Source organism: Collinsella acetigenes (assembly GCF_012844445.1).
In the GTDB taxonomy this organism is placed as follows: Bacteria; Actinomycetota; Coriobacteriia; order Coriobacteriales; family Coriobacteriaceae; genus Collinsella; species Collinsella acetigenes.
Map to the genome: position 1 here is coordinate 167,835 of NZ_JABBCP010000001.1, position 20,319 is coordinate 188,153.

The window sequence follows — 20,319 nt, forward strand, 5'->3', positions numbered from 1 at the left end:
GCGGATTCTTTGCGAAGAATTGCAACGAAGCGTCGCCGCGAAGAATTTGCGAGGAAAGATTTGAGCGAAATCAGGCAATACAGACGCATGAAGCCCACGACTTCACTAGGCGGCTGGCGGAGGAGCGGGACCTCGCATCCCTTGGGCTTGTGGTTGTGAGTCTTCGCACGGCAAGGCGAGAGGACATTGGCAGAGAGCGTGGACTGCGAGCTGATGAGAGACTTGCTATGGCGTTAGAGGCCATTCCGGAAGAAGACGGAAAATGGTATCGCGTGGACAGGGAAATTATAAGCTTGCGTCGGTGGAGCAAAGACCACGCGGCGAGCTAGTTGCTGTGCGGGCATTTTTGATCCCCCCGTGCTAATCTCTGCGCTTTGAGGTCGTTGGTTCGAATCCGGCCTCCGCGACCAAAGCTCCAGGCCGACGCAGGAAAGCCTGGCAGTGCGAATAATCGACAAGTACCATCATGCCGAGATGATCGGCATGATGGTACATCTTAGAAGTGATCTCGAGCGTTATCTTTAGGGAGGGTTCGAAATCATCTCCGCGTTCTTTAAATGACGAGCTGGGCGTTACGCAAGATTAGTTGAGAATTACATTCTCAGTAGTATAAGATGCCTGTGCGTATCGCTGAGCATTGGCAAACTGCGAAGTAGCAAGGCCATACATAATTGCAGCCTGCTCCTTATCGCCTTTCGCATTGGCGCAATCAGCCATAGTTGTGTAATTGCATCCCGTGTGCACCGCCTCAGCAGCCATATTGTAATATTCCATCGACTCGTCATCCACTGAGTCATTCTTATACAATTCAGCTCCTGCATTTCTTACCGCAATACGCGCATCGGTTTCTGCGCTTTTATTAGTGGTCTGCATGTCCTTTCCGAGAGTAAGCTTGCAGTAATTAGCTGTACCATAGGGAACGTCTGAACGGAATTTCTCGTCATGACCTCTCAAGACATACATTTCAAGATCAGTTGCATCAAAAATTGTCCTGAAAATTGTCTTGAATTCTATGTCGTCTCCTTCTGGAGAGTGGAACTGATAGAAACCGCCGTAATCCCAATTTTCCTCACTCCATTTGCCCTCGTCATAGTAACGAATGCTTCCAAGTCCGTTCGCGAGCGTGAGCGGGGTAACGCTGCCGCCCTCGTCTTGCATAATCTTTTCTAGAGTATTGGCTCTTGGCACGCTATCCGGATATGCCTCATATGAATCATTCATCCACAGCTCATCCTTGAAATGATTCGCTGCAATTAGATAGTCCGTTTCACCGTAGTCACCGGCTTTGCGCACTACATATGCATTATCTTTTTGCTCGATGAGATACGCATTCCCATTGTTGTCGGAAACGTTGATGTTACCCGTGTGAATCCACTCAGTTTCTGTAAGCATTTTGACTGCTTCGTCTGCCGAATCACACTTTGTGGCTGTGTACCAATAAGCAAACAAAGTATCGAGGAAGGTGCCTTCCCTATCGATTACCTCGGCACCTTCGCTCGGCGATGCTGTAGGCGCTCCAGCATAGGTAATAACAAGGCCTTTAGAGTTCATGAACGCATTTCCTTGCAATCCACCTGATGCAATGACTGCATTGCCATGTTTCGGATAAGAAATCATGCTCGAGAACATTGCAGCGGGTGTTGCGCTGAGTGCATCAAGATTAGCTCCTCCAAGATGATGACCATCCTGAGTCATATCTCCCCAAGCAGATACATTCATACATGTTTTTGAACGCTCTGAATCATCAGTTTTTGAACCCTCTGGATCATAATGCATCATGAGATCAGAGTTAAGAACAGATGAACCCATAACTGCAACTACTGCATCTTCCTTTGAGATTCCTGCCCCATCAGCTACTCCCGACAAGAAATCAAATACAGATGGCTCATCCTCTTCATAATGTTTCAGAATCTTACCCATAGCTTTGTTATATGCGGCATCGTCTGCCTCTGCGTAAATTGAAGCCATTACAGCTGTCCAGTTATTCTCTAACTGATCCTTTTGCTGTAACCCATACTGCCTTCCCATGTCAAACCAAGAGCCATTTACATACACAACTTCCTGCGCATTTCCTGCGTTGACGGTTGCATCGAACTTCCCGTCAAACTCTTTGTTTTTAGAAGTTGATCCGACATTTGCCTGCGTGCTGTCTGATGACCCACTTAGCGTATTTTTTGCAGAACATCCTGGGCCTGCCACCATGCTTAAACATAGGATGGCGCAACACAATACGCAGGCTATCTTTCTTCTCATCATAATCTGTCACCTTCTCTTCCAGAAGTTCCGTGTTGCCGATAACTTGATGGCTAAAGCAAAGGCCCCTCGTTGCCGACAACCCAATGGCTAGATTATGTGGTTTTCCAATCCGCTTTCATATGAACTGACCTGGATAAAAGGGTTCAATCTTAGCTTATACCCTGGTTTAGCGCTTTATGAACCAGGGTTCATAAAGCGCTAAGCATGTATAAACAAAAGGAAGCGGGATTCATATTGATTAGCCCAACGTAATCAACGTTATGAACATCTGATTTTCTGCAGCAACTGCATCCTGTTGCTAACATCGGCCTTCTGATAAATGTTATGTGTATGAGATTTGACGGTGCCAGTCGAAATAAACAACAGCTCGGATATCTCCTGTGTGCTTTTCTCCTTGAGCAAGAATCCCAGAATCTCTCGCTCTCTGAGACTAAGGCCAATAGATGTCGCATAGGCGTCTATGACTTCTTCCGAAAGCTCTCCTGTCAAGGCTTCGTAGCTGATCGGTTTCACTGTAATCTTGTCAACAAAGAAACGTGCCGCAACAACAATAAGATATGCGGCAACAACTATCTGGGAGACGCTTTCGCCAATATTGCGGCTTCGAATCGCGCCGCTAGTTACTAGGCTTGCAACATCATTATTTAGCCCATAATATAATCCCGCAAGAATGTCCTCAAAGACAGTCATTAATCCGAGGATTCCAACCAGTCGCAAGAACATGTCTAACCTTAAAAACATGCTCTTATGCACTGTTTTGCCAAAGGACCTGCTACCGATAAAGGCTAGTACGATAACCAGAAGTTGGAATGGCAACAAATAGCAAATGTACAAGAATCCTGTGCGCACCTTTAACAAAGGGAACATAACGAGCCAGATGAACAACGGAGCTTCCACCAATGTCAATATCCACGTTTTTGACCTGTCAACAGCTCCCTTGAATAAACGACATATGAGAAAAACGCAGGCGTAATATAATAGCGACTTGATTACTACGGGCACCGAAAGATAATTATGAAAGTAATAATAAATGGGCGAACTAATTTCGTATCCTCGAACTATTAGCTCAATCAAGTACTGGCTTAGCATAAGCAGAGCGATATACAGATATTCCTTCTTTTGACTTCCGATAAAGAGGATTAAATAAAGGGCTGCACAGATTACACAGCTAGATTTTATTAATAAACTTAAAGTAGCAGACAGTACCAGCATCAGGCCTCACCCTTTATTTTGTAAAACAGATAGCAGCAATAACGTCCCAGTCCGGATGCGTTTCCAAGGACGGTACATTCGAGATTGCAAAAGAAGAACGGCCGGTCAGAAACTGCATCAGGAGCGTGCCAATATTCGACAAAATAGCGACCGCTGGAATTGGGCAACACATGGCAAGCGACCTTATAGATTTTTCACTTCAGTCATTTAAGAAGCCCCCTTACCGACAACGCTCATCCCTTTTATAAAAGAGTTTATGGTCAAGGACTATGCGAAGTCGGTCAAAGGGACGAGGTTCCCCGTTAGCTTTCGCACTCCTGCGAGCCAGGAGCGCATGGACGAGATTGCTGAAGAGTTCGTCAGGCTCCGCAGAGACCTTTTCACAGCCGGTATTGTCTGCAAGGAGTACGTTGATTTGGTCCGCTGCGGTGGCGCGACGAATGAGTGGAGAGCTTTTTATCTCGGCGGGGATCTTCTCAACGTATGCAGGAACTTAAATCAGCCGGCAAGCGTTGCGAAGCCGCCTGAGGAGCTTGTACTGGCGTGCTCAGATCTTGGGAGTCCCTACTACACCGTGGACTTTGCGGAGCGAGCGGATGGGGTTTGGATCGTGGTAGAGACCGGTGACGGACAGGTATCGGGCCTCGCTGCGGCTCAGGACCCGGTTATCTACTATCAGGTGCTTGCGGATGTCCTCGAAAGGCGAGATTGACTCGTGTAGTTGTGATTTTGAGTCCGGTACGGTCTGATGGGATGCGCTCGAGATGTCGAGGGCGTCGGCCTCTCGACTTGGCTCACGAAAGGAGTAGCGAACTAGGGAACTTTACTAGGGAACTAGGGAACTTTACTGTGGAACTAGGGAACTTTACTGTGGAGGTCTTTCGGGCGCTGCTAACCTCTGCGCTGGCGCCGGTCATCGTCATGATGATTCGCGCTGTGACTTCCTGGATCGCAGCGCTTCTTTAGGCCGATGTCTGTATCTTAATCACCGCAAGACGCGTTCCGTCCACGGTAAACGCCACGTCGTATCCGGCATAAGCCAAATGATAGATGCGTTCCGGCTCGTGCTTGCTGCCGGCGCGGCGCGGGTCTTGTCGCAGGACTTCTACGAGTCCCGGGAGTTTTTCGGGTTCGACGTGCTGATGCAGTTCTTTGGGAAACTCGACTTCCAGCTCCTGCCACGGGGCGTCTTCGATCCATCCGCCACTGGCATCCTCGTGGCAATCGGCAAAGGGGATGTAGGGCTTGATGTCGAGGATCGGCGTCCCGTCGCGCAGGTCTGCGCCAAGCACGTGGACGATGGGCCCGGTCTCGCCGCGCTCTATGCTATCGATTTTCACGCAGGTAAGACCTATTGGATTGGGCCTAAAGGGGCTGCGCGTGGCAAAAACGCCTACGCGCTCGGTGCCGCCTAGGCGTGGCGGCCGTACCGTTGCCGACCAGTTGTCGTTGGTGCCTGCCTTGTTTGCGGTTACGCTATCGGCAGCGATGTCTTTGGCGGTACCTCCGGGCGTGCCGTTTTCAAACTGCCAGATAAGCCACAGGTGGCTAAAGCTCTCGAGTCCAGCCACGGCTGCATCCAGCGCAAACTCGGGTTCAAAAACAATCGATCCCTGCAGGTGCGGTGCCAAGAAGCTGTTGCGAGGAATGCCAAATTTCTGCGGCAGGTCGGTATGAATGTGCGCGATAGGTTTCATGGAACCGATTGTACCGCGTAATGTCTGGTGCCCGGTTTGCTTTTCGCCGCAAAGATGACCAACATTGTGGTCATCTTTAGGGTATCCTGACGATGACGAGAGAGGGGGCTCCCATGGATATGCCGGCAATCGATACTGCCCGTGCTATGCATCTTGGTCTCGCAGAGGTAAAGGCAAGCTTAAGTAGCGTGGTGAGTCGTGTTGAGCAAACCGGCGAGCCTGTTGTGGTCATGAGGTATAGTCGGCCCGCTGCGATTATTGTGCCTGTTCCGCAAGAAAGAGCCGTGGCTGCTCATGCGCGTGGCTTGCTGGCAGAGTATGCAGATGAAGAGAAGCTTGAGCAGGAGGGCGGAGCGTTTGCTCGCGCAATGGTGGCAAAGCATGCTCGATGATCAGACTTTGTTGGATGCAAATGCCGTGTTGCGCTACCTTTTGGAAGATATCGAGGCCCAAGCCACGAAGGTTGAACAAGCGATTATTCGCGGTGCCGAAGTGACAATCGAGGTACTGGCGGAATGCGTTTATGTGTTGGAGGGCGTCTATCATGTTCCGCGCCAGCGCGTTAACGAGAGCTTGTGCATTCTGCTCGACGAGGCGTCGTGTCGGAGGAAGAACGTAGCGATCGAGGCTCTTTCGCTGTATTCGGCAAGTTCCTTTGATTTTGTCGACTGCGTCCTGGCCGCCGAGAGCGATGCTGGGCGTCGGGATGTTCTCACGTTTGACAAGAAGCTTTCGAAGCTTATAAAAACGTTGGACGAGACATCCTACGTTCGATAAAGCCCGGGCGCGCGGTGGGCACGTCCGGGCTTGGGCGGTAGCTTTTACCTTGGGACATCCTATTTCTTAAAACGGTGCACTAGGTAGTTGGTGGGCGCGGAGACGTCGATGCCCAGCAGCGCGTGTCCCATCCAAAGGAAGGCGGCGAGCACCAAAAGCGGAATCAGGCACGAGGTAACAATCATCACAATGGCACCCTCTATCAGGTTTGTTGCCTGCGTGATCACACTGTCGGTCAGGCTCTGAACGCCGCTCGAGAGAGCTGAACCAAGCTGCGCTGCGCCATCGACAAGCTGGTCCAGGAAGCTTTTGTTTTCCTGTTTCTGCTTGCTTTTGCTCTTGCTTTCCTTGGCGGCTTTTTCCTCGGCCTTCGCCTTTGCCTTCGCTTCTTCCTGTGCGATGCTCACCTGGTAGGTTTCATCGACACGCTGCGTGACCCATACGCTGGCGGGCACTACCATGATGGCGATGACTGCCACGATGAGCACACGCATGCCCAGGACTCGCAACACGCGGCTGGTGCTCAAGCGCCCGTGAATGCCGAGCGAGATGGCAAAGAGCACGCAGACAATGGGTATGAGCACGCCAAATGAGAGGAAGCTCAAGATTGTGAGCAGGTATTTTTCGAGGTAGAGCACCGCGAGCACAATGCCCAGGTTGCCGGCGAGCTGGGAGAGTTGCTCGGCTACGGGAGTGCCGGCGTCGTCGGGGATGGCGGTGATGGCTGCCGAGAGCGCAAGGGACGAGGTCGTGAGCGCCAAGACGTTTGACTTTTTGGCGTCGATGACCTCTATGGTACTTCCCCAGGTCTCGACCTGCTCAAAGTGCGGGCGCAAAGCAAATTCCGAGACAAGAGCCGCAACGATCAAAAGAACGATAAAGCCGATCTGCAAAGGGCGACGTCCGCAAATCCAATCGGAAAGGCTCAGCTGCATCGCGGGTTGCGGAATTGCCTCGGCAGTAGGGATGGCAGGCTCGATACCCTCTCGACCATCTTTTTGCGGCATAATTTGATTTCGCTGCATGATGCACCTCCTGCAGACGCGTTCGTTGGTTGCCCAAATGATACCCCGCGGCATGGAGGATGGATCCAGTCATGACGCTTTCTTTGCCCCCTCTTGGTGTTGATGCCCTGGTTTAGATCTTTCCGCCCATCGTTTTGTCATCGCCGCTTAGCCGTTAACAAATTGGATGCTGTCAACCGTCCTGCTTTCGCGCATACAATGCATTTGGATTGAACTGACTGTCGCTCGTGTTTGCACGGCGATTCGAAGGGGAGTGGCTACCATGAAGCGTGTGTTCGGCATCGATGTGGGCGGCATGTCCGTGAAGTTTGCCATCGTCGACGAGACGGGGACCATTATTGAGCGCTGGTCTGTCCCTACGAACCTCGCCGATGCGGGTTCCCACATTCCCGATGAGATGATTTCCAGCATTAACGAAAAGCTGGCTTCGTCCCCCGAGCCTATCGTCGCTATCGGTGTGGGCATTCCCGGTCCGGTAAATGGCGAGGATGCCGTGCGCGCCGTCAATTTAGGATGGGGCAACATGCCGCTCGGCAATATTTTGCGCGAGGGAACGGGCCTGCCTGTGGCATTGATTAACGACGCTAACGCCGCTGCCGTCGGTGAGGTTTGGATGGGCGGAGAAGGTTCCGTTACGGGCAATTCCATATTTGTCACGCTGGGCACCGGCGTTGGCGGCGGCATCATTATCGATGGCAAGATCGTGGGCGGTGACCATGGTTGTGGTGGAGAGATCGGCCACATTCCGGTCGTGGCTCCTTCGGAGCGTGTGTGCGGCTGCGGCAACGTCAACTGCCTCGAGTGCTACGCCTCTGCCACGGGGATTATCAAAAACGCTAACGAGCTTGCCGAGAAGGCCGGCGAGGAGCGCCGCTTTACCAAAGGCGAAGAGATTTTTGAAGAGGTAAAGCAGGGCGGGGCTACTGCTACGGCGGCGCGCGATATGACGGTCGATTATCTGGCTCGTGCGCTGGCGGGCATCATGGCGACCGTCGACCCATCTGAGGTGATCGTGGGCGGCGGCCTTTCTGGCGCCGGGGATCTATTGATGGTTCCCCTTGCCGAGAGGCTCGAGCGATATGTCTTTCCTCCTATGCGCGGCTGCTACACATTGCGTCGCGCAGCGCTGGGCAACGAAGCCGGCATTCTCGGAGCGGCATATCAGGCCCTGCAGCTTGTGTAGTCGCTGCTCGTTAATCTATTTGCGGATTGTGGACTCACGCACGACGAGCTCCGTTTCAAGAAGCATCGAGCTTGCGGAGTCCGATCCGTCCATGCGCTCGATAAGCAGGTTGCAGGCCGAAAAGCCCATGTCGTAACGCGGCTGGCTGATGGTGGTAAGCGCGGGCGTGGTCATGGTTGCGGTGTCGGTGTTATCAAAACCGACAACCATGAGGTCGCGCGGGACCTCGAGACCGCATTTCTTGGCCGCGCGGATTACGGCAGCGGCATACGTGTCCGAGCACGCAAAAACGCCATCGGGGCGGTTGGGAGATTCCAGCATATGGCAGATGGCGGAATAGGCGAGGCCAAAGTTGTTGTTGGGAATCTGAAGCATCCAAGAAGGACGCTCGACAAGGTCGTGCGCGCGGATAACCTCCAGGAAGCCTTCCTTGCGGCCGCGGGCGTACTTATAAACCTGCGGCCCGCATACGATGGAGAGCTTCTTGCATCCGCATGAAACCAGGTGCTCAACGGCGGTGCGCGCTGCTTCGCGGTCGTCGATGCTCACGAAGGGGATATTTGTTTCGGGGTTGTACTCGCAACACTGCACGGTAGGGACGGTGCTGGATATACGCTCGAGCGACTCTGCGGAAAGCGGACAAAGGATAATGACTCCCGCTGCTCCGCAGTTTTGCAGCATAGAGCAAAAGCGCTTGCATGATTCAACGTTGTCGGGTGAGCCCCAGGAGATGAGCATTTCCAGACCGTGCGCTTCGGCGGAAACGCGCACGCCGCGCATGATCTCGCCGTAAAAGGGGTTATCGAGCCAGGGGATATTGACCACGATGGTGCGGCGCGATGTTCCCGCCGCGGGCTGTCCGGCGATTCCAGAGTAGCCGAGCTCCGACAGGCTTTTGCGCACGCGTGCAACAGTGGAGGGGTTCACCAGCTCAGGATGCCTCAGCACGCGCGAGACCGTGGCAGACGAAACCTTTGCATGCTCAGCAACGTGTGCGATGGTGATTTTCTTGCTTCCGGCCATCGGCCCTCCCTCTCGATTCCAGTGGGTCGTTTGCTTTACAGCATGCAGTATGCGGCTGAAAAAAGCGAAAGGTAGGTTTGAATCGCTCGACGGTTTTGAAAACTTTTCATACGGTCGAAGTGACCGGCGATAAAGCGCTTTAGCCAGCAAGGTATGCTTCTCTGAATACCACTTCTCTTTCGATTTACGGTAACTTGTGGTGCAAAAATAGAAAAGTGCAGGAATATAGCGCATTAGAACCACTTGAGTATCGTTTAATACCACTCACGGGAATAGCCAAAGCAAAACTATCTTTATCTCATTACGATGCAAGTGATGAAACACAAAATGAAAGAAATGAAAGAAATCTTTCATTTCCAAGGATCCATCGGTACGCATCGAGCCCTCTTTAGGGCCTGAAGGAGGCACATATGGTTCGCGTGGGCGTTATCGGGTGCGGCAAGATCGCTCAGGTTCGTCATTTGCCCGAATACGAGGCAAATTCGAATGCGCAGATCACCGCGGTGTTCGACATGAACTACGATCGTGCCTGTGAAATCGCGAAAATCTACGGTGCCGTGGCGTACAAAACGCTCGAAGAGCTTTTGGCTTCCGACGTGGACGCCGTAAGCGTATGCACCGCCAATGCCAACCACGCCGCCTCTACCATCGCTGCCCTTAGGGCGGGCAAGCACGTGCTGTGCGAAAAGCCCATGGCTATCACCATCGACGAGTGCGAGCAGATGGTTGCCGAGGCACGCGCCGCAGGCAAGAAGCTCATGATCGACCAAAATCAGCGTTTCGCTCGCGCTCACGTGCGCGCCAAGGAGTTGCTCGACGCCGGAAAAATCGGCGATGTCCTGACCTTCCGCACGACGTTTGGTCACGGCGGGCCCGAGACATGGAGTGTCGATCCGGGAACGGGCAGCTGGTTCTTTGACCCTAAGCGCGCCGCGATGGGTGCCATGGCAGATCTGGGCGTTCACAAGACCGACCTCATCCAATGGCTGCTCGGCCAGACTGTCGTGTCCACGACTGCCCGCGTGACGACGCTCGATAAGCGCGATCCGCAGGGAAATCTGGTGGGCGTGGACGATAACGCCATTTGCGTTTACACCATGAGCGGCGGGGCCATCGGCTCCATGACGGCGAGCTGGACGTATTACGGTCCCGAGGACAACTCGACGGTGCTCTACGGAACCCGTGGCGTCATGCGCATCTACGACGATCCGGCTCATTCTATCGTCGTAGACCTCGCATGCGGCGAGCATGAGACCTACGACGTCGAGGCCATCCAAACAAACGATAACCAAACCGCGTCGGGCATCATCGATGCTTTTGTGGACTGCCTGGAAAACGATACCGATCCTGCCATCTCGGGCGAAAGCGTCCTGGCCGCTATGCGAGCGGTTTTTGGCAGCATCGAGTCGAGTAAGACCGGAACCGTCGTTAACGTGAAGCAGGGGTAGGGCATGAAACTGGGAATCATCACCTCCATCTTTGACGGATGGACCTTTGAAGAAATGATCGACGAGGTGAGCCGCATTGGCTATGAGACCATCGAGGTCGCCTCGTGGCCACAGGGTAAAGCCGAGCGTCGCTATGCAGGCGTGACCCATGTGGATGCCGAGCGCGTGCTCGAAGACGACGCATACGCGCAGCACCTGCTTGATTACGCCGCCGAGCATCACGTGCAAATAGGAGCGCTGGCCTATTACCCCAATAATATGGATGCCGACCTTGAGCGTCGTCGTGTCTGCAACGAGCACCTGATCAACGTGATCCACGCCGCCAAGAAGCTGGGCGTACCCAAGGTGACGAGCTTTATCGGGCGCATGACTAACAAGTCTCTCGAGGAAAACCTCGACGAGGTGGGAGCTGTTTGGAACCCCATCATGAAGGTCGCCGAGGATGAGGGCATTCTCGTTGCCATCGAAAACTGCCCCATGCTCTTTGACGAGAGCAACTGGCCCGGCGGCCAGAACATCATGACCTCGCCCGCGAACTGGCGTCGCGTGTTCGAGCGCGTGCCAAGCCCGAATTTGGGCATCGCGATCGATCCGAGCCACTTTGTATGGCAGATGATCGATTGCGATCGTGCCATCCGTGCGTTTGCACCCAAGATCTTCCACGTGCACTTCAAAGACATCAAGTTGCTGCGCGACCGTTTGGCCGAGTACGGCACCATGGCCTACCCGTTGGACATCATGGTGCCCAAGATTCCTGGTCTGGGCGATGTGGACTGGGGCGCATTCGTGTCTGCGCTTACCGAGGCGGGCTTTGACGGTGACGCTTGCGTCGAGGTCGAAGATCGCGCTTTTGAGTCGAGCCGCGAGCGCGTGCTTGCGAGCATCGAACAATCCTATCGGTACATGCGCCAGTTTGTGAGTTAACTGGCCAGTGTGTAATGCCCATCAGGGCGGAAAGCTATGGAAGGGAAACGTTATGAACACCAACATGTCTCGTCGTTCGTTCTTGGTTGGGTCCGGCAGTGCGGTGCTTGCTGCATTCCTGACCGCGTGCGGTAGCAACGATGCCGCCAAGGGTTCTGCTGGTTCCGCTGCCAAGGGCTCCGGCAAGACCATTTACGTCCTCACTCCGTCTGAGGACCACGGCTGGACCGGCTCCGTGGCAACCTTTGCCAAGGAGAAGATCGAGGAGGTCAACAAGGCTGGCGTGTACAAGGCCGAGCTGCAGACCGCCGATTCCGCATCCAAGCAGATTCAGGAGGTCGAGGACATTCTCGCCGGCAACACCGATGAAATCGCCGGCATCGTTATCCAGCCTATGGACGACACCGTGCAGTCTGCCATCCAGTCCATCGTCGACGCAGGCATTCCGTACGTGGCCTTCGACCGCATTATCGAGGCTGTAGCCGATACCGCCGTCTCCAACGTCAAGGGAGACAACGAGGGCATCGGCGCCGGCTCTGCTGCCTACTTTGTCGAAAACGGCATGAAGCCGGGCGACAAGGTATACGTGTACCAGGGTGACACCTCCTCCGTCACTACCCTGCGTGACAGCGGCTTTGGCGAGTACCTCACCGGTAAGATTGAGTTTGACGGCAAGAAGATCGCCGACGACGCCAAGTGGACCGAGGACCAGGTCAACGATGCTGTCACCAAGTCCGGCGCCATGAACTGGAGCCGCTCCGACACCAAGGCTTCCTTCGAGTCCCTGATGGGCGACGAGTCCAACGCCGAGATCAAGTGGTTCTACGCCGAGGACGACGAGCTTGCCATGGGTATCCTCGAGGCCCTCAACGGCGGCGGCATCTCCGACGCTACCAAGGACAAGATCTTTGCCACCAAGCCGTTCATCACCGGTTGCGGCGGCCTTGACGAGTACTACGAGGTCATTCGCGGTAACTCCTATCAGGATATCGTCAAGAACCTTGGCGGCGTTATGTCCGTCACCTACTCGCCGTCCATGATTCAGCTGGCCATTCAGGATATGGTCGACCATCTTGACGGTAAGGAAGTCGCACAGGATCACGTCATCAAGTGCGAGAACGTTACTAAGGATAACGTCAAGGACTTCAAGTCCTTCAAGTAAGCCTTTCCCTGCCCCGTCGCAGCCTTCCAGCCGACGGGGCATTGGCTGTTTGATGCGGGCGGAGTCGCGGCTGCGCTCCGTCCGCATTCGTTAGGAGGTAATGCTCATGGAACTCCTGAACATGAGCGGGATCTACAAAGCGTTTAGTGGCGTCTCGGTGCTTTCGGGCGTGGAGCTGCATGTAAACGTGGGCGAGATTCACGCATTGCTAGGAGAGAACGGCGCCGGCAAGTCGACGTTGATGAACATCCTCTCCGGTTCCTATACGGCAGACGCCGGGACTGTCACCTTCGACGGTGCGGACATCACCGGCTCTTCCATCAAGCAGATCGAGGACGCAGGCATCGCTTTTGTGCATCAGGAGCTCAACCTGTTCAATGACCTGCTGGCATACGAAAACATCTTCTTGGGGGCCGAGGAGACCACCCCGTGGGGTTCGCTCAAAAAGCGCGACATGGCAAATAAGGCTGCCGAGCTCTTTGAGCGCTTGGGCGTGGATATCGACCCATATGCACTGGTGGATGATTTGAAGCCGAGCGAAAAGCAGCTGCTCGAGATCAGCCGCGCGCTTTTCCGCAACGCCAAGCTGCTCATTTTGGACGAGCCTACCGCTTCGCTCAATACCGACGAAGTGGAGCATATGTTCCAAATCGTGCGCGGCCTGCGCGACAAGGGCACGTCATTCATTTTCATCTCGCACAAGATGCCCGAGATTTTTGACCTCTGCGATACCTATACGGTACTTCGCAACGGAAAATTCATCGCGAATGGCAATATCGCCGACACCACCCCTCGCGAGGTTACCAACCTGCTTGTGGGCGCTGCGCTCTCTGATCGCGACGCCTACGAGCCGCGCGAGCTGGGCGAGGAGATGCTTCGCGTCGAGCATTTTAGCGGCGAGGGTTTTGCGGACGTTACGTTCACGGCGCGTCGCGGGCAGATTATCGGCCTTACAGGTCTTAAGGGCTGCGGCAGTTCCGAGCTGATGCAGGGTCTTTTTGGTATCCACCATCCTTCGGGCGGCAACGTGGAGGTGTGCGGCAAGAAGCTGCACGGTGGATCGATTCACGAGGCAATGGGCGCAGGCATAGCGATGCTGCCCGCCGACCGCAAGGAAAACTCGGTGATTCCGGACATGTCGTTGCTCGAGAACATGTATCTGTCCGAGCACGTGCTTTCTGCCCGTTCGTTCGCCATCAATACGAAGCGCGAGAACGAGCGCTTCGAGAAATACGGCAAGCTGCTCAACATCAAGGCGAATTCCTCGGCCGATAATATCAACTCGCTTTCGGGCGGCAACCAGCAGAAGGTCTTTTTGGCCCGATGGCTCAACACCGACGCCCAGGTGCTCTTGCTCGACAACCCCACGCAAGGCATCGACGTTGGCGCGAAGTCCGAGATCTATCACCTGATTTTGGATCTGGCTCGCAAGGGCAAGACGGTGATTATCAATACGCTCGAGATTCCCGAGCTGCGCGAAGTGGCTGACGTCTGCTATGTGCTCTACGAGGGGCGCGTGGTCAAAGAGTTGGTGCATGACGAGATTAACGAGCAGACGGTGATGCTCTATTCGACGAACTCCGCTGCATAGGCTTATTGATTGGAATGGTGAGGTGCATCTTATGAAAGACGCAGCTGCGAACAAGAAACCGGCGTCGGCTGGCCTGCTCAACATTGTTAAGACCTACAGCTTTGTGCTGGTGTTCTTGGTCATCTACATCGTGTACGCATCTGTTTCGGGTGGCTTTGCCCTGGGCGCTGCCATGAACGTGTTCCGCCACAGTGCCGTGATCGGCGTGATTGCCATCGGCATGGGTATCGTGTGCCTTACGGGCGACATCGACCTTTCCGTGGGCTCGATGCTCGCGTTTGTGGCCGGTTTCTCGGTCGTGGTGTTCAATCAGACCAATTCCATTCCGCTGACGCTGTTGTTTGCCGTCCTTTTTGGAGCGCTGTGCGGCTTGATCAACGGTGTGCTCGTAGGCATCGTGCAGATGCCGTCGTTTATCGTCACGTTGGCAACGATGCTTATCTATCGCTCCCTTTCGCAGTATGCGTGCCAGCATATCCCGGCTGAGCTTATCGGCAACGGCAGCTCGGTTTTCCGTATGTCCAATGCACTCGACAGCTATCAGGCGTTTTATGCATTCGGTAACGGCAAGGTTGCCGGAATCATGCCGGTCGTGGGCCTGATCATGGTTCTCATGGTGGCGCTGTTTGTCTATATCTGCACCTCGACGAAGTTTGGCAAGAAGATCTACGCCGTGGGATCCAACGCTCGCGCCGCACACCTTGCGGGCATCAACGTTTCTGCTATGCGTACTTTGGTCTTTGTGATCGCCGGCGCCTTGGTAGGGCTGGGAGCGTTTCTGTGGATTGCCATGAACGCAAGCGCCGACCCCGCCACCACGGGCAAAAGCTACGAGATGTACGCCATCGCGGCCGTTGTGCTTGGCGGCATTGCCATGAGCGGCGGCAAGGGCCGCATCCTGGGTGTGCTGTTTGGCGCCATGTCGTACACCGTGATCGATAAGATCATCATCGCCCTCAAGATGGATTCGCTCATCAACGACACCATCAAGGGTGTGATCTTGATCGTGGTCATTTTGATTCAGGTGGCAGGACCACAGCTCAAGGCGCGTTTTGGAAAGAGCAAAGTGGTTAAATAGCGCACTTGCGCAATGGCGTTGTGACAGCCGCCGCTGGGCAGTTCTTCCCGGCGGCGGCTTTGCTGTTGGGCTTTGCCGCTGGGCACAGGGCAGCTTCGTGCCGCTTGCCCGAGCTTGAGTTCCCATATGGCGGCTACAATGGCCGGGTGGGATAGATCATCGCTTCGCCCTAGGAGGCACTATGGATATGCCTGTAGATTACGAGCTGCTCGCGCAACAGATCGAGGCCTTGGCTCATGCTGACAACCATTGGCTACCGGTTTTGTCCAATGCGTCGGCCTGTCTTTTCGAGGCTATGGACAACATCAACTGGGCGGGATTCTATTTGGTGGACGAGTCCACCCGAGACCAAAAGACGCCGGAGCTGCGCCTGGGTCCCTTCCAAGGCAAGGTCGCCTGCGTGCGCATTCCCTTTGGGCGTGGCGTGTGTGGAACCGCTGCGGCAGAGGACAAGACGCAGCTGGTCTCCGACGTGCACGCGTTTCCGGGGCACATCGCCTGCGATGCGGCGTCGCGTTCCGAGGTGGTCGTGCCGCTTCATTGCGGGGGCCGCGTGGCGGGCGTGCTAGATATTGACAGTCCTCTGCTTGACCGGTTTTCTGCATATGATGCGCGGGGACTCGAGTCTTTCGTCCGCGCTTTAGAGAACTGTATTTGCTGGAATGCTTGCTAAGCGATTTATGTAGCAAAGCGCTTCTGTCGGCGATATAAAACGCCTTTTGCGGAGGGTCGACTTTTGGGTTGCCCCTTCGCCGCCGCTCTGACGAGGAGGGCGCCGCCCTCGGGCTCTCCTCGCATCTCGCCGTCTGTCGCTTGACGTATTCCCGCATGCCGATGGGCCTCTCATGCGAAGCCTTCCGTACGTTACGCTGACGCTTGCTGGCTGCGGCGTCTGGATAGGTCTCGGGCGCCGCCACAAAGAGAGGAGCTATTATGGGCCGTTTGGATAACAAGGTTGCTGTTGTTACCGGTGCGAACTCCGGCGTGGGTGCTGCTATTGCCAAGTTGTTTGCTGCCGAGGGCGCAAAGGTCGTTATGACCGCGCGCCGCGAGGCTGCGCTCGAAGAGGTCTCTGCCGAGATTCAGGCTGCCGGCGGCGAGACCCTTGTCGTTCCTACCGACATTTCCAAGCCCGAAGACCCCGAGCGTATGATGGCCACTGCCGAGGAGAAGTTTGGCCAGATTGACATCCTCGTTAATAACGCGGGCATTCTTGAAAGCGGCCTTAAGCCGGTCGACCGTTTTACGGACGAGGACCTCGATCGAATTATCGAGACCAACCAGAAGGGCACCATGCGTTGCATGCGCGCGGCAACCAAGCGCATGAAGGCGGGCGCGAGCATCGTGAACATCGCATCTGTCGCCGGCGAGAAGGGCTGCGGCGGCGCGGTGTACGTTTCTACCAAGGCCGCGGTGATCGGCGTGACCAAACACACGGCGCTGCGCTTCCAGGCAACGGGCATTCGCTGCAACGCTATTTGCCCGGGCACCATTGTGACCCCTATGGTCGCCGGCACCACTGCTGCCGATATGGATCCCGACATGATGGGTGCCATGGCAGCGCACTCTAACTTGCAAACCCAGCCCTGCATGCCCGGGGATGTGGCGAATATCGCGCTGTTCTTGGCAAGCGACGAGTCCCGCGCTCTTACCGGTCAGATTCTCGTAAGCGACTTTGGCGCGATGCTCTAAGGTGCAACTCCCCCTACGAATTTGATAGCACTTGTCGTGTTTCTTTAACGAAAATTGCTAGATTGTTGCTCAACATTTTCGGGAGTGGTAACAGGCGATAAACCGCTCGTATGCGCAATGGCATACGAGCGGTTTTTATGTATTTAAGGGGGATGATATCCAGTTTTAACTTCCAACTGTATTCAGTTTTAGCTGCTCGTTTTTTAGCAAGGAGGGGCCCTGCGACATTGCTTCTTCCGCAGTGCATGCCACATGCCACCCCGCTTAAAATGATTTCCAAAACCTCATACCATCGCAATGAATATCGCTGGTCGTTGGCCGAGTTACCGCTTGGTGCGGACGGCTGGAAAACGCCGATGGGGAGGACAAAATGGAGCTTAAACGAAGCATACGCACCCGGGCAGCGCGCCTGGTGGCGATGTTTGCCATGGCACTTGTCTGCGCGCTGGTTCTGGTGCCGAGCGCCTATGCCGATGGCGCTGTGGCATGTATTGGCGAGGCCAAGTACAACACGTTTGATGAGGCTGTTGCCGCCGCACAGAACGGCGAGACGGTTACGCTGCTTGCCGACGCCGAAACCGCTGGTCTTAACCTGAGCAAGGATCTCACCATTGATGGCGGCGGCCACGCGCTGAAGTTCGCTGATAAGGGCATTGCTCTTTGGGGCAAGGCGTTGACACTCAAGAACGTTAACGCGAGCATGACCGGCATTGGCTCCACGCCGTATACCGCTGAGTGGAAGTGGATGTCCGTGTGCGCAAGCAAGGACGCATCCCTTACGCTCGATGGCGCTACCCTCACTATGGACGGCACCGGTGCCGGTGACGTTCATGCCATCTATTTCTGCAGCAATAATAAGCTTAACCTGAAGAATGGTTCTAACCTCACCATTAAGAACTACGCGCAGGACGCTCTTGAGTGGGATGGCGGCGACGGTGGCTACAACGTGAACATCGAAGGCGGTTCTACCTACACTTCCGATCAATGCCGCTCTGGCTTTACGGGTACGTTTGTCGTCACGGTTGACAATTCGAAGGTTAACGTCGTGAACTCGACCGGTAACGGCTCGAACGGTTCGCACTTCAATATCAAGAACGGCTCTACCGTCGATTTCTCTCGCAACGGTGGCCACGGTCTTTCTGCCGGCAATCTCACCATTGACGATTCAACGGTTACCGCCAACAACAATGCGTATAACGGCATTATCTTTACTGGCAAGGGCGAGTTCAAGAGCGCGAATGTCCAGATTTCCGGTACTAAGGGTAAAATCTACTGGAACGCCGGCATGCGTCTGTTGAAGGCGAATGCTTCCCTCGATGTCGACGCTGCCTCCACCGTTTCTATTACCGACAACAAGGTCACGGGCCTCTACCTCGACGGCGGCTCTCATGCCACGTTTGCCGAGGGTGCCAAGCTCACCATCACTGGCAACGATGCATCCCAGGAGAACTGCTCCACCAAGAAGGATTTTGCTCAGATGGGCGGCGGCGTTATGGTGCGCTCGAATGCAAACCTTTCGCTTCCCGCGTCTGCCAGAATCGACAATAACCATGCAGCTCTTGCCGGCGACGATCTGTGTGCCGAGCAGGGTGCAAAGATCTCGTTTGGCAAGACGGTCGAGGGCGATACCCTTACCGCCTTTAACGGCTGCGGCGATGCGATCACCGGTTGGTTTGACGACTCAAAGGATGCCCGCTGGTGCGCGCACTGGACGGACAACACCCCGTGGCATGTCGACGCTGTCGAGGCCCGCTCCTATGAGACTCCCGTTGCCCTCAAGGCCGCCCACGGCGTAACCGCCGCCCATGCAGAGATTTCTGGCACCAAGGTGCTTAAGGGCGCCCAGCTTGCCGAGGGCGACTTCGAGTTCACGCTTTCGCAGAACGACGATGTCATCTCCCATGCCAAGAATGCTGCCGATGGTTCCTTCACGTTTGGCGAGTCTGCCTTTGACGTCACGGCCGATGACATCATGGATACAGACAATCACAAGGTCTCCTACACGCTCGACGTGGCTGAGGTCAAGGGCAATAAGGCCAATGTGACCTACGACGCTTCCGTCAAGAAGGTCGTTGTTACCGCCGTGCCCGAGGATGACCACGTGAAGTTGACCTACAGCGTCGACGGCAAGGAAGTCGAGGATCTCGCTTCTGCTCTCGTGTTCACGAACACCTATACCAAGCCTGCAGAGCCCAGCGAGCCCAAGACCCCGGGCGCGTCCACGAAGCAAAACCTCCCGAAGACGAGCGATGCCTCGCTTGCCGCTCCCATTGCGTTTATTTTCGCTGCTGCCGTCGCCTGTGGTGCCGGTGTTGTGATGCGTCGCCGCGGTTAATCTTTAGCTCGGACTTCCTTTTTCGGCTTTCGAAATGCGCCATCTGCCTCTACGGCGGGTGGCGCATTTTTTTGTTGCGCGCCCTCCCGACTTACGCCGCGCGGCTGGCTCCGGTGACGTAGTCGATAGTGACGCCTGGCTGGTTGTTGTAGCAAAAGACGTTGAAGCTCAGACCGACACCTGCGTCTTCGAGCGAATAGGCTTCCATGTGGACGCCGCGTGCAACGAGCTCGCCCTCTTCGAAAAGTGGGGTCACGCGGTAAAGCACGTGGTTATGCGTCCGCTCAATGTAGCGTACGGTTTGCTCTTCGAGAGGTTCCATACCGTCGACATTCATGGCTCGTGTTCCGGTGATGAGATCGCACTCGTTGTCATTTTCTCCGCAAAGGGAGAAGGCGATCAAGTGGCAGCGGTTGTAGAGAACGCCTTCGTCGATAAACTCGTAGCTGCGCTGGTCCCATCCGCTGGGGTATACATTCGAGATGCTTTTGCGCGGCTGGGTGGGTAGCGTTTCTTGCCCCAGGCAGGCGAGGGCGGCTCCACAGCGCCCGAGGTAATCGAGCCGAGAGAATTCGGTGAAAGCACCGGATTGTGCCCGGGAGATTTCCTCCGAGGTGAAAGCAGGCGTTCCCTGCGGATGCGCTGCACTTGTATTGATATAGACGATGGGGGTGCCGTTGTAGGCAGGTATATCTCCCAGGGTCGAGACTGAGGATGCATTGGAGAAGCGCTGCACCAGTGCGTCCGGAAGAAACTGGGCAAGTTGGGTGCATCCGCCAAAGGACCCGACGCCGCCGGTGATGATCGCAATGGTAAGAGTGACGATAATCGCAGCTAGGCGCTGCGTCGTATTGTTTTTGCGGCCGGCGCGTCGCGGACGATATCCCATGCATCTCCTCCTTCGCGGCAATGATAT

Annotated in this window: 18 protein-coding genes; 12 read left to right on the forward strand and 6 right to left on the reverse strand. The window is 55.1% G+C overall.

Annotation, left to right across the window (positions count from 1 at the left end):
• Window positions 1-582: 582 nt before the first annotated feature.
• Together HF320_RS00740 and HF320_RS00745 are read right to left on the reverse strand one after the other, a co-directional pair.
• On the reverse strand, window positions 583-2,256 hold the full coding sequence (locus HF320_RS00740) for a C45 family autoproteolytic acyltransferase/hydrolase (RefSeq protein ID WP_169276645.1): 1,674 nt from the start codon (window positions 2,254-2,256) through the stop codon (window positions 583-585).
• A gap of 258 nt (window positions 2,257-2,514) precedes the next feature.
• A complete protein-coding gene (locus HF320_RS00745) occupies window positions 2,515-2,979 on the reverse strand; it encodes a helix-turn-helix transcriptional regulator (RefSeq protein ID WP_169276646.1) in 465 nt (154 codons plus the stop codon).
• Window positions 2,980-3,724: 745 nt separating this feature from the next.
• Here HF320_RS00745 and HF320_RS00750 point away from each other — a divergent pair.
• Entirely contained in the window at window positions 3,725-4,180 is a 456-nt protein-coding gene (locus tag HF320_RS00750) for an ATP-grasp domain-containing protein (RefSeq protein ID WP_489884288.1), read from the forward strand.
• Window positions 4,181-4,430: 250 nt separating this feature from the next.
• Here the strand turns inward: HF320_RS00750 and tsaA are convergent, their stop codons facing one another.
• The gene (tsaA, locus tag HF320_RS00755) at window positions 4,431-5,165 is read right to left on the reverse strand and encodes a tRNA (N6-threonylcarbamoyladenosine(37)-N6)-methyltransferase TrmO (RefSeq protein ID WP_169276648.1); all 735 of its coding nucleotides are present in this window, start codon (window positions 5,163-5,165) and stop codon (window positions 4,431-4,433) included.
• Between the two features lie 113 nt (window positions 5,166-5,278).
• On the opposite strand from tsaA, the gene HF320_RS00760 reads away from it, so the two are divergent.
• A complete protein-coding gene (locus tag HF320_RS00760; RefSeq protein ID WP_022386744.1) occupies window positions 5,279-5,557 on the forward strand; it encodes a type II toxin-antitoxin system Phd/YefM family antitoxin in 279 nt (92 codons plus the stop codon).
• A complete protein-coding gene (locus HF320_RS00765; protein WP_022386745.1) occupies window positions 5,547-5,942 on the forward strand; it encodes a type II toxin-antitoxin system VapC family toxin in 396 nt (131 codons plus the stop codon). Before HF320_RS00760 ends, HF320_RS00765 begins: the two co-directional genes overlap by 11 nt.
• A gap of 59 nt (window positions 5,943-6,001) precedes the next feature.
• Here the strand turns inward: HF320_RS00765 and HF320_RS00770 are convergent, their stop codons facing one another.
• Window positions 6,002-6,967, reverse strand: coding sequence for a hypothetical protein (locus tag HF320_RS00770; RefSeq protein WP_169276649.1), 966 nt, complete (start codon window positions 6,965-6,967; stop codon window positions 6,002-6,004).
• 262 nt (window positions 6,968-7,229) lie between these two features.
• Between HF320_RS00770 and HF320_RS00775 the strand changes: the two genes are divergently transcribed.
• Entirely contained in the window at window positions 7,230-8,150 is a 921-nt protein-coding gene (locus HF320_RS00775) for an ROK family protein (protein WP_169276650.1), read from the forward strand.
• A gap of 15 nt (window positions 8,151-8,165) precedes the next feature.
• On the opposite strand, the gene HF320_RS00780 is transcribed toward HF320_RS00775, so the two are convergent.
• The gene (locus tag HF320_RS00780) at window positions 8,166-9,173 is read right to left on the reverse strand and encodes a LacI family DNA-binding transcriptional regulator (protein WP_169276651.1); all 1,008 of its coding nucleotides are present in this window, start codon (window positions 9,171-9,173) and stop codon (window positions 8,166-8,168) included.
• 410 nt (window positions 9,174-9,583) lie between these two features.
• Here HF320_RS00780 and HF320_RS00785 point away from each other — a divergent pair, with 410 nt between their 5' ends.
• The 8 genes from HF320_RS00785 (at window position 9,584) to HF320_RS00820 (ending at window position 19,403) form a co-directional block, all read left to right on the forward strand.
• Entirely contained in the window at window positions 9,584-10,621 is a 1,038-nt protein-coding gene (locus tag HF320_RS00785; protein ID WP_169276652.1) for a Gfo/Idh/MocA family protein, read from the forward strand.
• Window positions 10,622-10,624: 3 nt separating this feature from the next.
• The gene (locus tag HF320_RS00790) at window positions 10,625-11,545 is read left to right on the forward strand and encodes a sugar phosphate isomerase/epimerase family protein (protein WP_169276653.1); all 921 of its coding nucleotides are present in this window, start codon (window positions 10,625-10,627) and stop codon (window positions 11,543-11,545) included.
• Window positions 11,546-11,597: 52 nt separating this feature from the next.
• A complete protein-coding gene (locus tag HF320_RS00795; protein WP_022386751.1) occupies window positions 11,598-12,707 on the forward strand; it encodes a substrate-binding domain-containing protein in 1,110 nt (369 codons plus the stop codon).
• Window positions 12,708-12,813: 106 nt separating this feature from the next.
• Window positions 12,814-14,298, forward strand: coding sequence for a sugar ABC transporter ATP-binding protein (locus tag HF320_RS00800; protein WP_169276654.1), 1,485 nt, complete (start codon window positions 12,814-12,816; stop codon window positions 14,296-14,298).
• A 31-nt stretch (window positions 14,299-14,329) separates the two neighbouring features.
• Window positions 14,330-15,376: an ABC transporter permease gene (locus HF320_RS00805; RefSeq protein WP_169276655.1), complete on the forward strand. Its 1,047-nt coding sequence runs from the start codon at window positions 14,330-14,332 to the stop codon at window positions 15,374-15,376.
• 181 nt (window positions 15,377-15,557) lie between these two features.
• Window positions 15,558-16,049 (forward strand): GAF domain-containing protein, encoded by a 492-nt coding sequence (locus HF320_RS00810; protein ID WP_349290676.1) that lies wholly within the window; start codon window positions 15,558-15,560, stop codon window positions 16,047-16,049.
• A gap of 260 nt (window positions 16,050-16,309) precedes the next feature.
• Window positions 16,310-17,068 carry an SDR family NAD(P)-dependent oxidoreductase gene (locus HF320_RS00815; RefSeq protein WP_169276656.1) on the forward strand — a complete coding sequence of 253 codons (759 nt, stop codon included), beginning with the start codon at window positions 16,310-16,312 and terminating at the stop codon, window positions 17,066-17,068.
• A 370-nt stretch (window positions 17,069-17,438) separates the two neighbouring features.
• Window positions 17,439-19,403, forward strand: coding sequence for a Spy0128 family protein (locus HF320_RS00820; protein ID WP_169276657.1), 1,965 nt, complete (start codon window positions 17,439-17,441; stop codon window positions 19,401-19,403).
• 91 nt (window positions 19,404-19,494) lie between these two features.
• On the opposite strand, the gene HF320_RS00825 is transcribed toward HF320_RS00820, so the two are convergent.
• Window positions 19,495-20,292, reverse strand: a complete 798-nt coding sequence (locus tag HF320_RS00825; protein WP_169276658.1) for a DNA/RNA non-specific endonuclease — start codon at window positions 20,290-20,292, stop codon at window positions 19,495-19,497.
• Window positions 20,293-20,319 lie beyond the last annotated feature (27 nt).

Excerpts from the sequence above, each read along its gene's own strand:
- HF320_RS00790 (WP_169276653.1), top strand. The coding sequence starts at position 10,625 with ATGAAACTGGGAATCATCACCTCCATCTTTGACGGATGGACCTTTGAA.
- HF320_RS00785 (WP_169276652.1), top strand. The coding sequence starts at position 9,584 with ATGGTTCGCGTGGGCGTTATCGGGTGCGGCAAGATCGCTCAGGTTCGT.
- HF320_RS00780 (WP_169276651.1), bottom strand. The coding sequence starts at position 9,173 with ATGGCCGGAAGCAAGAAAATCACCATCGCACACGTTGCTGAGCATGCA.
- HF320_RS00800 (WP_169276654.1), top strand. The coding sequence starts at position 12,814 with ATGGAACTCCTGAACATGAGCGGGATCTACAAAGCGTTTAGTGGCGTC.
- HF320_RS00750 (WP_489884288.1), top strand. The coding sequence starts at position 3,725 with ATGGTCAAGGACTATGCGAAGTCGGTCAAAGGGACGAGGTTCCCCGTT.
- HF320_RS00815 (WP_169276656.1), top strand. The coding sequence starts at position 16,310 with ATGGGCCGTTTGGATAACAAGGTTGCTGTTGTTACCGGTGCGAACTCC.
- HF320_RS00810 (WP_349290676.1), top strand. The coding sequence starts at position 15,558 with ATGGATATGCCTGTAGATTACGAGCTGCTCGCGCAACAGATCGAGGCC.
- HF320_RS00820 (WP_169276657.1), top strand. The coding sequence starts at position 17,439 with ATGGAGCTTAAACGAAGCATACGCACCCGGGCAGCGCGCCTGGTGGCG.
- HF320_RS00825 (WP_169276658.1), bottom strand. The coding sequence starts at position 20,292 with ATGGGATATCGTCCGCGACGCGCCGGCCGCAAAAACAATACGACGCAG.
- HF320_RS00770 (WP_169276649.1), bottom strand. The coding sequence starts at position 6,967 with ATGCAGCGAAATCAAATTATGCCGCAAAAAGATGGTCGAGAGGGTATC.
- HF320_RS00795 (WP_022386751.1), top strand. The coding sequence starts at position 11,598 with ATGAACACCAACATGTCTCGTCGTTCGTTCTTGGTTGGGTCCGGCAGT.
- HF320_RS00775 (WP_169276650.1), top strand. The coding sequence starts at position 7,230 with ATGAAGCGTGTGTTCGGCATCGATGTGGGCGGCATGTCCGTGAAGTTT.
- tsaA (WP_169276648.1), bottom strand. The coding sequence starts at position 5,165 with ATGAAACCTATCGCGCACATTCATACCGACCTGCCGCAGAAATTTGGC.
- HF320_RS00765 (WP_022386745.1), top strand. The coding sequence starts at position 5,547 with ATGCTCGATGATCAGACTTTGTTGGATGCAAATGCCGTGTTGCGCTAC.
- HF320_RS00745 (WP_169276646.1), bottom strand. The coding sequence starts at position 2,979 with ATGTTCTTGCGACTGGTTGGAATCCTCGGATTAATGACTGTCTTTGAG.
- HF320_RS00805 (WP_169276655.1), top strand. The coding sequence starts at position 14,330 with ATGAAAGACGCAGCTGCGAACAAGAAACCGGCGTCGGCTGGCCTGCTC.
- HF320_RS00740 (WP_169276645.1), bottom strand. The coding sequence starts at position 2,256 with ATGATGAGAAGAAAGATAGCCTGCGTATTGTGTTGCGCCATCCTATGT.
- HF320_RS00760 (WP_022386744.1), top strand. The coding sequence starts at position 5,279 with ATGGATATGCCGGCAATCGATACTGCCCGTGCTATGCATCTTGGTCTC.